The organism is Bacillus sp. EKM206B, from assembly GCF_011066015.1.
Classification (GTDB): domain Bacteria; phylum Bacillota; class Bacilli; order Bacillales; family Bacillaceae; genus Bacillus; species Bacillus velezensis.
This window is the reverse complement of the sequence record NZ_JAAMNL010000002.1, coordinates 411248-426232: the sequence shown is the minus strand read 5'-3', so window position 1 is coordinate 426232 and position 14985 is coordinate 411248. Positions and strand designations below refer to the sequence as shown.

The 14985-nt window shown below is 50.5% G+C and carries 1 protein-coding gene; it reads right to left on the bottom strand.

The window, feature by feature from the left end:
- Position 1 precedes the first annotated feature (1 nt).
- On the bottom strand, positions 2–14953 hold the full coding sequence (locus G9F50_RS05155) for a non-ribosomal peptide synthetase (protein ID WP_060561669.1): 14952 nt from the start codon (positions 14951–14953) through the stop codon (positions 2–4).
- Between the last annotated feature and the right edge of the window lie 32 nt (positions 14954–14985).

Below are 14985 nucleotides of genomic sequence, written 5' to 3'. Positions count from 1 at the left end.
GTTAAACCTCCACTTCATAGGTATCCCAGATGTTTGCCGCAGCTTTTTCGTTCGTTTCTTCTTTGCTGTCCGGCGAAATCAGCCGCTTATTTAATGCAGGCGGTGTTAAAGGATGGCGCTTGATTCGGCGCCCTTCGTCTTCCTGCCACGCTTCCACAATGACGTGGGCGTTTGTTCCGCCGTCGGCAAAGCAGTTAATTCCTGCCGCCGGTATTGGTGACGGCCAGTCTGCCAGAGTGCGGCTGAACTGAATATTGGCCTTTTCTCTATCAAAATGTGTATTTTCATGCTCGCCTGATAAAAACGGGATAAAGCTCTTTTCTTTCAGCATGAGAACAACTTTTATGAAACTTGCAATTCCTTCCGCGCAAAGCGGGTGCCCGATGTTCGGTTTCACAGATCCGATTCCGAGCGGGCCGGCGTCTTTTGAACGGTAGACGGATTGAATGGCCTTCAGTTCTAACAGATCCGTAACGACCGTGCCTGAACCGTTCGCTTCAATATGAGTAATGTCTTCCGGCTGTTTTCCGCTTTTTTCAAGAGCCGTCTTCATGACGGATTTTTGCGCTTCCAGACTCGGCGTAGCCGGGCCTGCCGTTCTTCCGTCATTATTGACGGATGCCACCTTCACTACGGCATAAATAGAATCTCCGTCTTCAATCGCCTGAGACACGGTTTTTAAAAGAACCATTCCGACACCCTCGCCCAGCACGACTCCATCGGCGCGTTCGTCAAATACATGGAACGACTGCGCTTTACTTAATATGCCGCGCTGTTCAAATAATTTATGGGTTTCTTCTGATTCAAACAGGCTCACGCCGCCGACGACGGCCGCTTTTATTTCTCCTGTTACAAGAGCCTGCACAGCCATATTCATTCCGACTAAAGCAGAAGAACAAGCCGTATCGAGGACAACGCTCGGGCCGCGCATATCAAAGTATTGAGAGAGATTGGCGGCCAAATAATTCTGGCCAAGCGCGACGATCGGGTTTTTCGCGTCCAGCAGTTTCTCTTCACCCGGTCTGTGACGGCTGCGTCCGCCGAGATACACACCTATTGCTTCTCCCTTTATCTCATCCGGCGTATAGCCCGCGTGATACCACAGGTTAAGGCATTCTTCCAGAGCGGCCAAAGCTTGAGGGTCCATTGCCTTTACATCTTCTTCAGCCAGTAAAAAGAAGTCCGGATCAAATTGATGAATTCCGTCAAGCATTCCCGCGTAATAAGGAGTCTTCAACCCCCATCGTTCAGCCGGAACAGGACGGATAGCCGAACGGCCTTCAGCCAAAAGCGACCAGTACGCCTCTAAAGAAGCCGCTCCCGGAAACCGGCAGGACATGCCGACGACCGCGATATCTTCCCGGTGAATCTGTTTTCCGGCCGGCTCTTCTTGCACCTTAACGGCTTGTGTTTCAATTACCGGCTCAGCCGGCTTCTTCTTAACAGGCTCCGCCGCCGCCAAACCAAACAGTTCCGACAAAACTTCTGTATATCCTTCGAGAAGCCAATTTGAGAAAGATTGAATCGTCGGATATTCATACAGAATGGACGGGTCAAGCGATGCCGAGAGATTCCGGTTGATCCGCTGCAGAAGCTGGGCAAGGATAATGGAGTCCACTCCGTAATCTTGGAATAATACGTCTGTCTCAAGCTGATCCTGGTCAATCCGCAGCTCTTCAGAAAATAATTCTTTCAGCCATTCTTCTGTTTTCCTTGTTAATTGAGCGTTGTCTGCGGCAGTATAAGCGGTTTTTTCCGCCGGTTTTACCATAGCCGGACTCATTGGCTGATCCTGCCTGCTCCGCCGCAGGAATCGCTCCGGCTTCCACAGCTTAGGATTCAGAACGGCCGGCAGCACCGGGCCCCTTGCTGATTCAAGAAGTATGCCGTCAAGGAGCTGTAATCCTTCTGCATTCGTGATGCTGTATAGCCCGCTCTCTTTATAAGCTTTGTTCGTTACTTCGCCCATTCCGGTTTCTTTCCAGTTCGGCCACTGAATGCTTACGATCGGCAGCTGCTCTTTGTATGAGTTTGCAAAATAGTCCATATACGCATTGGCCATGGCATAGTCGGCCTGTCCTGCCGAAAGCGCCGGTATCGCAGCTGACACGGAAGAGAACAAGACGAAAAACTTCAGCGGCTCTTCGCTGAGCACACTGTATAACGCCTGAAGCCCGTCTACTTTCGGCTCGAGCACGCGCTGTATGTCTTCATCGGTTTTTCTGATGAATGCGAGCGTCTCTTTATCGGTCACACCCGCGCAGTGAATCACGCCGCCGATAGGTCCGATCGTCTGTTTTATCTGATTCAGTTCCTGTCTCAGCCCGGCTTCATCAGCTAACGGGACTGACAAAACCTTCACTTGTACACCTTTGGATTCCAAGTCGAGAACAGCTTCAATTTTCGCTTTTACAGAAGCCGTCACCCCATTCAGTCCGCCCGTCCACTCACTTCGCGGCGGAAGGGTCTCGCGGCCTGTAAGCACCAGTTTTTTCACTCCGTAATGTTCGGCAAAATGGCGTGCGCATAAAAGACCGATCCCCCTCGTCCCTCCGGTGATCAGAAGCACATGGTTGTCCGGAAAATCAATTCTCTCGCCTTTCATATTCATATTTTCTGATCCGCCCAATACGGCGCGGTAGCGCAAGCCGTCCCTCCGGCAAACTTCGGCGTCATCAGTGCGGGCATGAAACTCATCGGCAATCTGCTTCGCCAGTTTGTCATCCGAAAGCGCTCCTTCAAGGTCGAGATGCCTTGAAGACAGGTGACCGTACTCGCATGCCAGCATTCTGTACAGACCGGCCCGTTTTGCTCCTGTTGTTTGATTGGCCTCTTTATTTAATGACTCAAGGTCTTTCGTGACACAAAGCAGTGTCATCCCTTCTTTATGCCCATGCTCAATCAATTGCTGAAGCCATTTGATTCCGGCCATGTCTTGAGAATCTTCTTTCGCTGCGCCGAGGAGGTCGATGACTCCGTCAAACGCCTGCCAGTCATATTCACCGGTAAGGTCTGATGCGGTGATGATACGGTGATTCGGCATATGCGCTGCGATCTCTTCTGCGAGATTGATCGTGTCCCCGCCTGTCAAAATCGCAACGGAACGTGCGCACGGTTCACCCAGTTCGAGCGGGCTCGGTTCCCATTGTTTCGTCAGAATACGTTTCATCCGTTCCTCTGTATGGACCTTCTTTTTGTCAGGATTCTCCGGTACCCAATACGTGTCTTTTGCAAACGGATAAGACGGTAGACTGAGTAAACGCGGCGTACCCTTTTCATACAGCCGGTTCCAATTCAATACGCCGCCTTTCACCCATACCTCTGCCAGCTTGGCGAATTTGCCTTTTTTAATCCAGGCGTCAATGACGATGTCCATATCTTCATCGGCCGTGAACAAGGCAAACGTATCTTTATTGCGCTGAGACTGGCCGGTATACAGCCCGGCGATGTTTTTCTCATTTTTCGTAAATGCTTCCAGCTTTGTTTCCAATTCCGCCATCGTCGCTGCAAGAATGGCCAAGCGCTCTTCCATTTCGTCCCTTCCGGTTTGCAGCGTATAAGCGACGCCCGCCAAGTCTTGATCTGTATACGGCGTTTGACGGATCGCTTTTTGCAGCTGCTGCGCCTGTTCAAACAGTTTTTCTTTTGATTTGGCGGACAAAAGGATGATTGCCGGATTTTCCGGGCTGTGCTCAGGCTGAGCGGCTGCTTTCGGGACATACTCTTCAATAACGATATGGGCGTTGACCCCGCCGATGCCAAATGAGCTGACCCCGGCCCGGCGCGGAACAGCATTTCCGTTTCTATCTTTTGCTGCCGTCCATTCCTGATTTTCCCGCACGATGTAGAAAGGACTGTCATCGAGCTGAATGTACGGATTGATCGTTTCGCAATGCAGGCTTTTCACCAGCGTTTTGTGCTTCATTTGCAAAAGCACTTTCATGACGCCTGATACTCCCGCGGCAAGCTCTAAATGGCCGATATTGCTTTTGACCGAACCGATGCCGCAGCGGTGACCGGAGACTTCAAGCTCTTGATTTGTTTTCGCCAGCTCGTGAAACGCCGCTTTCAGACCGTTTATTTCAATCGGGTCGCCCAATTCCGTTCCTGTACCGTGCGCTTCAATATACGTGACGGTGCTCGGGTCCACTCCCGCTTTCCGGTATGCTTTCACCAATAAATCAGCCTGCAGTTTCGGATTCGGCGAGGTTAACGTATTCGCCCGGCCGCCGTGGTTTTCAGCCGTACCGCGGATCACGCCGTAAATCGGATTGCCGTCACGTTCAGCATCTGTCAGTTTCTTTAGCATCAGAATTCCCGCGCCTTCTCCTCTGACATACCCGTTGGCATCTTTGGAGAAGGTTTTGCATTTTCCGTCTTTGCTGAGCATGCCTGCTTTGCTGTAGCTGATATGCGCTTCTTCCGTCAGAATCGTGTTGATTCCCCCGGCAATCGCCATGTCGCATTCTCCGTTTTCTATAGCGGATACCGCCCGGTGAATCGCCACAAGCGAGCTTGAACATGCCGTTTCAATCGGCTCGCTCGGCCCGTGAAGATTTAACAAATAGCTCAAACGGTTCGGACCTATGGAAGGAATCATGCTGCCTGTCGCCGCATGTCCTTCCGGCGCAAGACCTGCCCTTGTGAACAAATCTTTATAACCGGTATTTCCGGTGCCGATAAAGACGCCCGTATTTGTACCGGAAAGGCTTTCCGGCTTACAGCCCGCATCTTCTATCGCCCCCCATGCATAAGTCAATAACAGCCGCTGCTGCGGATCTAAATATTGGGCTTCCCGCGGTGAAATCCCAAAGAACAGCGGATCAAATTCAGCTATTCCGTCGATAAAGCCGCCCCACTTAATATTCGTTTTGTTCCCTTCAAGATTCGGGTCGCCATCAAACGCTTGCCAATCCCAGCGTTCTTTCGGAATGGTTGTGATCGAATCCTTTCCTTCTTTCAAATTGCGCCAAAATTCCTCTATATCCTTCGCGCCCGGGAATCGGCCGCTGATTCCGACAATGGCAACCGGGTCAAAGCGGCGCGGCTCTTGTGTCGCTGCCGAAGCGTTCATTACCGTTGCGAAGCGCTTTTTCCGCTGCATTTTCGGTTTTTGGGCTTTTGGCTGCTCTTTTTTCGGAGACTCTTTCTTCTTTTCGCCGAAACGGCCCGGATGCTCTTTTGCCAAATATCCGGCGAGACCGCTGATCGTTCCGTGCTCAAAGAAAATCGTCGGCGCCAGCTCCAGCTGATACGCTTCATTTAATTGATTCGTAAAGACGGTAAACGATACGGAATCAAAACCGTATTCACTCAATTCCGTATCTGTCTCAATGTCCTCACGGTCAACTTTTAAAATGCCGCTTACCATGGCTGTCAAAGCGGTGTGAAGCGTTTGAAGAGATTCTTCTGCATCGTGTTTTTCTTCCGGCTGAGAAGGAAGGCCGGCTTCTGTCTCATCCGTCAAATACTCCGCTAAACTGCGGATCGTGCCGTGCTCGAAGAAGATCGTCGGCGCCAGTTCCAGCTGATACGCTTCATTTAATTGATTCGTAAAGACGGTAAACGATACAGAATCAAAACCGTATTCACTCAGTTCCGTATCAATATCAATCTCGTCTTGGCCGACTTTTAAAATTGAACTGACCAATCGGATAAGCGCACCGTGCCATTTTTCTCCCGAAACGGCGGATACAGGCTCTATTTTCTGCACCTGCGGCTTTTCAGTTTCAGAAACGGATAGGAACGACTGTTTTAATTTCGCTGCGTGTCCTTCAGCTGCTAAAAGCTGCGGCTTTTCCTGAGCCATTCCTTCATAAAATGCAGCCAGGCCTGACGCCTTTTGAAGCGGAACCATGCCGAAAACTTTTTTCATCATTCTCTCCGTCTCGTCTCCCGCCTGCATACCGCCATCTTTCCACAGCGTCCAGTTAAAGGCGACCGTTTTTCCGTGCCGCAGGCCATTCTCCGTAAGGGATTGCCTGTAAGCGGCGTATGCATCCATAAACGCGTTGCCGGCGGCATAATCAGCCTGCCCGACATTGCCGAGAACGCCGGAAACACTGGAGAACAATACGAAAAAGTCAAGATTGCAGTCTTTGCTGGCTTCATCTAAATAAGCGGTTCCGATCACTTTCGGATCAAGCACTTCCCTGAACTCTTCCTTCGTTTTTTGCAGCAGGAAGCGGTCTTGTATCACTCCCGCAGCGTGAATAATTCCGTTAAGCTTACCGAATTCCGCCGTAATCTCTTTGATCAGCGCTTCACTTTCCTGCCGGTCTGCCGCATTCAGCTTTTTGTAGACGACATTTGCGCCTGAGTGCTGAAGCATAGCAAGCTCACGCTGTTTGGCTTCTGTCCGATTTGAGCGGCCGGTCAGAATGATGTTCGGGTGTTTTACGCAATCGGTGATTTCTTTTGCGAACATCAAGCCCAGGCTTCCTGCGCCTCCGGTAATCAGATATACACCTTCGTCCTTCCAGACGGTGCCGCCTCCTGCAGGATGCATTTCTTCCCAAGCTTTCACATACCGTTTTTCTCCTTTATAACGGATATGTTTATCATGCGGCCGATGACTGTCGTTTTTCAGTTTTTGAGCGACAGCCGGCATTTCGCCGATTGATTCCATTTCGATGAGCTGACAGTCAAGTTTTCCGTATTCCAGCTCGGCTGTTTTTAACAGACCTGTTAACCCCGCAAACAATTGCTGGCTGCCGTCTGCTGAGATAACGGTCTGAATCAGAATGCGGCCCTGCCTTTTTTCGCTGATGATCCGCCGGATGTGTTCAGCGATTGTCTGCGCAAAGCTTTGGAAGCGTTCAGCGGCTGTTTCACCCTCACCTTCTGCAATCAGCAGTTCGGCGTCTTTCAGGCCGGATGCCGCTTCATCTTTTATACGGCAGGCATCTTCACAAAGTATGATCAAATGCTCATCAGCACGGACAGAATGTTTCTCGGATGCGGCGGCTTCTTTCCAGACCGGTGCAAACAAGATCTTTTCCGATCTTGATGGCGGCTGAGCCGATTCTGCATCGCCTTCAAGCACTCTCGTAGAGAATCCTCTCACCTTCACGCAAAGCGCTCCTGTTTCGTCGAACAGGTCAATGTCGGCTTTCTGCACGGAATCACCGGTTTGATATCCATCGCTGAAGCGTGCATGCGCCCGCATAGTCGGCGTGCATGCTTTGATGACTTCAAGATATTCCAACGCAAACGGCAGAATCAGCTTTTGTCCGGAAAACTCCTGCATAATGCAGATCGTCGCCGTCTGAATAGCCGAATCAATGATGCTCGGATGAAGCGTAAATTGTCCGTTCGTATGAGAAACAGAATCCGGAAGCTGTATGTCCGAAAACACTTCTTTCTCGCCGATAAAGGCGGACTTAATGCCTTGGAAGGCTTTTCCGTGGAACATCCCCCTGCTCCGGCCTTCCCGATAAAAGGCCGCCGGATCAAGAATGTCCGCTGTGCACCTGTTTTGTATGGCAGAAAGGTCGGCCTCAGGCTCTCGTTCAGCCTTTATGATCTCGGCACGCCCTTGGCTGTGCAGCACTTCTTCGCCGTCAGCGTTGACGCTGTAAATGTCATATGAGATGATGCCGTCCTCTTCAGGGAACAGCGCAATATGGACTTGGCGCTCTTGTTCGTGAACGACGATCGGTTTCATCCAGACCGTATGATGGAGCGTTATTCTGTCTTGGTCTTTTAATAAGCCGCCAAGCGCCCGTTTTACCGCTTCATAAGACATTTCCAAATATGCCGCTCCCGGCAGCACCGCTTTTTCCCTGACCACATGATCCTTCAGGAAAAATTCTGAGCCTGTAAACCGTGAGCTGAACCGCTGAACGGCCAAATCCGACGTGTTTTGCTGCACGAGCGGGTGTAAAACTGAGACTCCGGTGTGTGCGGCAGATGTGTTCTTTTCTGCTTTTTTCGGCCAGTACGGCTCCTTTGCAAACGGGTAGACCGGCACGCTGATTCGTTTCGGATGCTTGTCTTTGTAAAGCTTGTGCCAATTAATGGCGACGCCTTTACTCCACATTTCACAGAGCTTCGGTCCTTTTCCTTTCGCAAGCCATTTCTCAATGAGTTCAGCGCTGTCATCATCATCAGAAAGCCAGGCAATATCTTTCGCCTGCTGTTTTTCTCCTCTGAAGCAGCCTGTTACTGCCGGCTTATCATTGATAAAATCGGCAAGCTGCCGCTTCAGCTCCGCAGTGCCGCTTGTGATAAAGGCCGCGCGCTCTTCCATCGCTTCCCTTCCGACTTGGAACGTGTAGGCAAGATCAGCGAGGTCTGTGTCCGTTTTTCTTTCCAGAAAAGCCAGCAGCTGTTTTGCGTACTCCTTCAGACGGTCTTTTTTTCTGGCAGACAACGGAATGATGAACGGACCCGCAGCGTCTGCTGCTTCAGATGCATCCGGATATTGTTCAAAAATCGCGTGTGTGTTTGTCCCGCCAAGACCGAAAGAGCTTAAAGCCATGCGGTGCGCTCTGTTCTCACGAGTTAACTCTTTCTTTTCTTCCGCTACGTAAAACGGAGAGTCTTCTAAATGAAGATTCGGGTTCGGCTCTTTGTAATTGATGCTCGGCGCGATTTCCTGATGATATAAGCTCATGACAACCTTGATGCAGCCCGCCATTCCGGCCGCTGTATCCAAATGCCCGAGATTTGTTTTGACTGAACCGATGCCGCAGTATTGTTTTTTATCTGTATATCGGCCGTACACCGATTGAAGTGCGGACAGTTCGATCGGGTCACCGAGTTTTGTTCCTGTGCCGTGAGCTTCGACGTACGCGATCGTTTCAGGATGGATGCCCGTCTGATCAATGACCTTCTGAATGACCTCAGCCTGTCCTTTGACGCTCGGCGCATAAAATCCGACCTTATCCGCCCCGTCGTTATTGACGCCGATTCCGCGCAGCAGCGCATAAATATGGTCGCCGTCCTTAACGGCATCAGACGCTTTTTTCAAGAGCACGGCGCCGGCTCCTTCACCGCCGATCATTCCGTCAGCATCCGCGTCAAACGCTTTAATATGCCCGTCGCTCGAAAAATTCAGCCCCGGCTGATGAACATATCCGGCGCTTGATTCCGTATGAAGGGTCGCACCGCCGACAAGGGCGTACTTGGCTTCGCCGGACTGCAGGCTTTGAAAAGCCGAATGCAGGCCGATTAACGAAGATGAGCAGTTGGCATGGACAAAATAGCTCGGCCCTTTCAACCCGAGTTTATGAGAAATCATCGTCGGAATCGTACCGCTTTGGGCAAGCACCCATGACACGTAGCCATCCGGCGTTTCCAGCTGTGCTGTCGTCTCCTCCGGCAGCAGGCTGCGGTAAGAGTTCGTGCTGGCAGACATATACACGCTTGTTTCCGGAATTTCTTTGGAGATATATCCCGCATCCTCGATTGCCTTCCATGAATGGAGCAAAAGCATTCTCAGCTGAGGGTCCATATATTCCGCATCTTTCGGTGAAAAGCCGAAGAAACCGGGATCAAACATTTCTTTCCCCTCTAAAACTGATTTAGCCGGAACGAAGCCGGGATGATCAGCCAGTTCTTCAGAAATACCGAATCGGCGGAGCTCTTCTTTTGAAAAGAAGGTGATGCTTTCTTTGCCTTCTTTGATGTTATTCCAAAATTCATAATGATCTTTCGCTCCCGGAAACTCACAGGATATACCGATAACCGCAAGGCTGTCCTCGTAATAATCGGGAAATTCTCCCGCCGGGTGTTCCCGGTCTTCTGTATTCACTTTCTTTTGCGGTACAGGAGCCAAAACGGCTTCTTTCGGTTTTTGTTCAGCGATATACCGGCTGATGTCTTTTACCGTCGCGTATTCAAACAGCTCCGTTACACTGAATTCACAATCCAGTTCCTGCGTCATCCGGTCAGTGACAGTCACGGCAAGAAGCGAATCTCCCCCCGCATCAAAAAAGCGGTCATCAAGCTCTATATCTTTGCTTTTCAATACATCCTGCCAAATCGCCAGCACCGCCTGCTGGATATGAGATGATGAAAATGTTTGTGTGTCCGGTTGCTTTTCCGTCAGATCGCGGGCAGCAAGAAGCTTGCGGTCCACTTTTCCGTTCGGCGTAAGCGGCAGCTCTTCAAGACGGATAAACGAAGCTGGCGTCATATAGGCCGGCAGCGCTTGTTTCAAATGATTGCGCAATTCCTTTGCAGACGGAAGCGGCTCTCCGTTTTTCCGGATATAAAACGCGCAAAGCTTCTCATTTCCGGAGTGATTGTTCACAACCACTACACTTTCCTGTACGGCCGGATGGGCATTCAGCCTGCTCTCAATATCTCCGGGTTCAATCCGGTAGCCGCGGATTTTAACTTGGGTATCCATCCGTCCCATGTATTCAATGCGGCCGCCGGGGAGAAAACGCGCCATATCGCCTGTTTTATAAAGCTTTGATCCCAGTTCGAGCCGGTGGCTGACGAAAGCTTTATCTGTCAGCTCAGGCTTGTTGAAATACCCTCTTGCCAATCCGTCTCCCGCAATACAAAGTTCTCCCGGCACCCCTTCTAAAACAGGGTTGAGACCGGAATCCATAATATACACGCGGGTATTGGCGATCGGGCGCCCGATCGTAAGCGCGCTCTCATTTTCCGTTATACGCTGCACCGCGGACCAGATTGTCGTCTCTGTCGGCCCGAACATATTCCAAGCCTCGCTTTTCGTATCGAGAAACTGCTGCTTCAATTGTTCGCTAAGCGCCTCCCCGCCGCAAAGGATTTTCACATTTTCTTCATTTGACCATCCGGAATGAAAGAGCATTTTCCATGTAAACGGCGTCGCCTGCATGATCGTCGGTTTGTACTCTTGAATCAGCTCTTTCAGCTTCCGTGCGTCTTTTGTGACTTCTGTCTTACAGATGTTGCACTCCGCTCCTTTGATTAAAGGAAGGTAAAGCTCCAGTGCCGCGATGTCAAAGCAATATGTCGTGACGGCAAGCAGTTTGTCTTCGGACGAAAGCCCCGGTTCATTCGCCATCGAGAGTAAGAAATTGGTCAGCGCCCGGTGCGGAATCATCACGCCTTTCGGTTTGCCCGTGCTGCCCGACGTGTAAATGACGTACGCCAGATCGTCAGGTGTCACTAACCGCTTCAGCGACGTTCTTTCCGCGGCTGTACTTTCAATATGAGACCAATCGCGGTCAATGGCAGTGGTCTGCACGCCTCCCCAGTTCAAAGAGTGCTCTAAATCAGCTGTCGTCAGGCACATTGAAATCCTGCTGTCGGCGATCATATATTCCAATCTGTCAGCGGGATAAGAAGGATCAAGCGGCACATACGCTCCCCCGGCTTTTAAAATGCCGAGAAGGCCGACAGCCATATGCAATGAACGGTCTGTATAAATGCCGATGAGGTCATCAGGGCCTGCACCGTGCGCCTGCAAATAGAGCGCCAGCTTCGTGCTTTTTTCATCAAGCTCACGGTACGTCAGCTTTTGCTCTTCATACACGACCGCACAAGCGTCCGGCGTTTCTGCCGCCTGACGTTCGAATAATTCATGGAAGCAGGCATCCGGATATTCACGGCTTGTCTCATTCCAAGTCTTAAGAATCATGTGCTCCTCTCTTTTTGTCATGAGAGAAACGTTCTCAAGCGGCGTATCCGGATTCGCCGTCAAAGCTTCAGCAGCCTGTACAAATTGGCTGAAAAGTCTGGCCGCCCCTGCTTCGTCGAATAATTCGGTGCTGTATTTAATCGTAAGATCCATGCCTGATGCTTCTTCCCACATTTCAAATACAAGATCATATTCCCCCTCCTGATGAATGTCTTTTACAAACTCACAGGAGAATTCCTTGTATTCATCAAGCATCGATTGATAGCTGGAATGCTGCAGAAAGTTCTGATAGAAAAAGGCATTGCTGAAAACAGGCGAACCGTTCTGCAGGGGTTTTGCATGCACATCACGCACCATTTTCGGAAACGGATAAAAGGAGTGATCCAGCCCGTCCAGAACGGCATCCTGCACCTTTTGAACAAAGTCAGCAAATGTTTCTTTTCGTCCGGCTCTGCTCCGTATAGGAAGCATGTTAAGGAAATGGCCGACCACTCCGTCAAAGCGTTCTTCGGGTCTGACCATTGCAGGCATGCCTGTCACAATATCTTCCTTATCCGTATATTTGCTTAAAAGCACCATGTAACAGCTCAGCATGACGGTAGACAAATGAATCTGACGGGATGCGGCAAACGCCGTTATATTATTCAGCAGCCGTTCGGGAAGACGGCGTGTCAGCGTATCTTCTGTAAACTCCGGAACACTGCTGTCCGTGCGCATCGGCGGAAGCTGAAGGTCAGGCAGATCGCCCTCGAGCTGTTTCATCCAGTAAGCGCGGGCAGCTTTGCTTTCTTCACCCGCTAAATACCGCTTTTCCCAAGCCGCGAAATCCGGATGAATGCCGGGAGCGGCAGCCGTAAACTCTTCTTTTCCCTCCAGCAGCGCCTGATAATGATCCAGCAGACTGTGAATAAATGTAATGGATGAAATGCCGTCAAACACGATGTGGTGAATGACCGTCAAAAGATAATGTTCCTCGGCGGATTTTGAAAGCAGCTGCACGCGCAGCAAAGGCCCGCCTTCTTTGACAAACGGATCTTTCACTTTTTTCCGTATCAGAGCGGATATTTGTGATTGATTGACGTCAGAAATATCTTCTTCCGAGAATACAAAAGGATCTGCCGCTTCTATGAAATAAAACCCGCCGTCTGTTTCATTCACGGCGCTTTTGAGCATCGGATGCTGCTTTAATACGAGCTGAAACGCCTGTTTCAGTTTCTCTTTGTCGATTCCGGATGTGAATCGGAAACAGAGCGGGACATGGTATGCAGTCGTTTCAGGCGACATTTTCTGCAATGTCCACAGCCCTTTTTGGACTTCTGAAAGCGCTGGCGCCGTTTGCCGTCTCTCCCGTTCTCCCGGCGGTTCGGCTTTTTGGGGATGATGGTCCGCTGACATGTTTGCCGCTTTTTCAGCAGTATAAGCCGCTAAAGCGCCAATCGTCGGGTTTTTGTGCAGCTCTCTTGCCGTCAGCCGGATGTGATACGTTTTTTCAATTGATCTGGCGAGTTTCATCATCTTGATCGAATTGACGCCAAGACTTTGAAACGGTGTATTTGGATCAACGAGCTCCTCCGCGATGGAAAGTTCCTCTTTCAGAAAACGGATAAAATCCCGTTCAATTTCTTTCTCTGCAGAAGCCGTGTCTGAATTGCCGCCTTCTTGTCTGTTATTATGTAATGAATCAAATTGCCCTTGTTCAAATGAATGTTTCAGCTGAGTGCGCTGGATTTTCCCGATCGCCGTCTTAGGAATGTCTTCTTTTGCGACCGGAAGCAGATAATCAGGGGTAACGCCGATTCTCTGTGTCACGTGCTGGTGAATGTGATGAAGAAGCTTCGTCATGCGGTTCTCATCCAACGGAACAGATGTCACAAAGAAAATCGCCAGCTCATCTGTCGTGCTTTGATTCGGCCGGACGGCGCATGCCGCTGTATATGACGTTTCAATTTCCGGCAATTCCTCAACGGCTGATTCAATGGCGTGGCTGTAATAATTCACACCGTTGATAATGATGGCATCTTTCGTGCGCCCCGTTATCGTCAGGCGGCCTTCACGCAGAAATCCGAGATCTCCCGTTTCAAACCAGCCGTCTTCTGTAAAGACACTCTCGTTTAAGTCCGGGCGCTCATAATATCCGCTCGTTACAGTCAGACCCGACACTTGGAAGCGGCCGATTTCTCCTTCTTCCACCACTTGATTGCGGTCATCCGTAATTCTCATATTAAACCCCGGGATCGGCAGACCGATCTCGACGAAACGATCGTCGTCACTCGTGTTTTCCAGTGTAAACTCATCTGAGAAAATAACGCCCGAAGACGTTTCGGACATTCCCCATGCGGGACGGATGGCATTAGCCGGCAGACCGTGCGGCTCTAAAAGCTCCATAATTCTGCGTCCGACTTTCGCAACCGCGGCCTCCCCGCCGTTCAGCATGTAACGCATGGAAGATAAGTCCCATTTCCGCGTTTGAATCTCTTCTGCAAAATCAGCAAGCAGCCCAAAGGCAAAATTTGGGGCCCACGTGACCGAAGCGCGGTAATGATCAATCAGGTCGAGCCATTTTAAAGGGTCCATCAAAATGGATTCGCTCGGTATGTTGATTTCCTCACATCCGAGATAAACATCACGCAGATGAAGCATTCCGATGCCGCCGACATGGTCAAAAGGCATCCAGTTAAACGTGACATCCTCACTTGTATAGCCCTGCATCTGAATATTTCCTTTGACCATGCAGACGATGTTTTCATGGCTGAGCATCACGGCTTTCGGCGTGCCCGTGCTTCCCGAGGTCAAAAGCAGCATCGCCAAATCTTCCGGACGGGGATGATGACAGTCCGTATCCATTTCGTGCGCACTGAGATCTTCTGCCGCCAAAGCGCAAAACCCGGAAAGCTCCTGCTCCTCCGCCCATTCAGTCATCTCCGGCAGCACGTCACGGCTTGTGATGACATACGGCTGATTCAACAGCGTCCAGGCGTCTTTCAGTTTTTGCGTCCCGCTGTTCATTTCTGTATAAGCCGGAGCGGCCGCAAGCGGAACCGGGGTCGCTCCTAAAAAAACACAGCCCCAAAAAGCAGGAATGAGCTGGGAATTGTCACTGAGCTGTAATATGACTTCATCCTGAGCCCTCACTCCTGATTGGCGGAGCCCTTTCACAATCGAAAGAGCGATCTTTTTCAGGCCGCTGTAAGTCTGGTACACTTTGGTGCCGTCAGGCTGTATATATGTGATGCCCTTTTGATCTCCCGCTGCCGCGGCGGTTTTGTGCAGGACTTCAGGAATCGTCATCGGCTGATCCGCTGAAAGCCGCAATGATTTTCCATAGCTGACAGATGGCTTGAGTAACCCGCTTGCCTTCATATCACTTTTCATAGAGCTGCCTCCATTTCATCTGTATGTAAGAT

What these genes read in the sequence shown, in the direction of transcription:
- G9F50_RS05155 (WP_060561669.1), bottom strand. Translation starts at nt 14,953, where the DNA reads ATGAAAAGTGATATGAAGGCAAGCGGGTTACTCAAGCCATCTGTCAGC.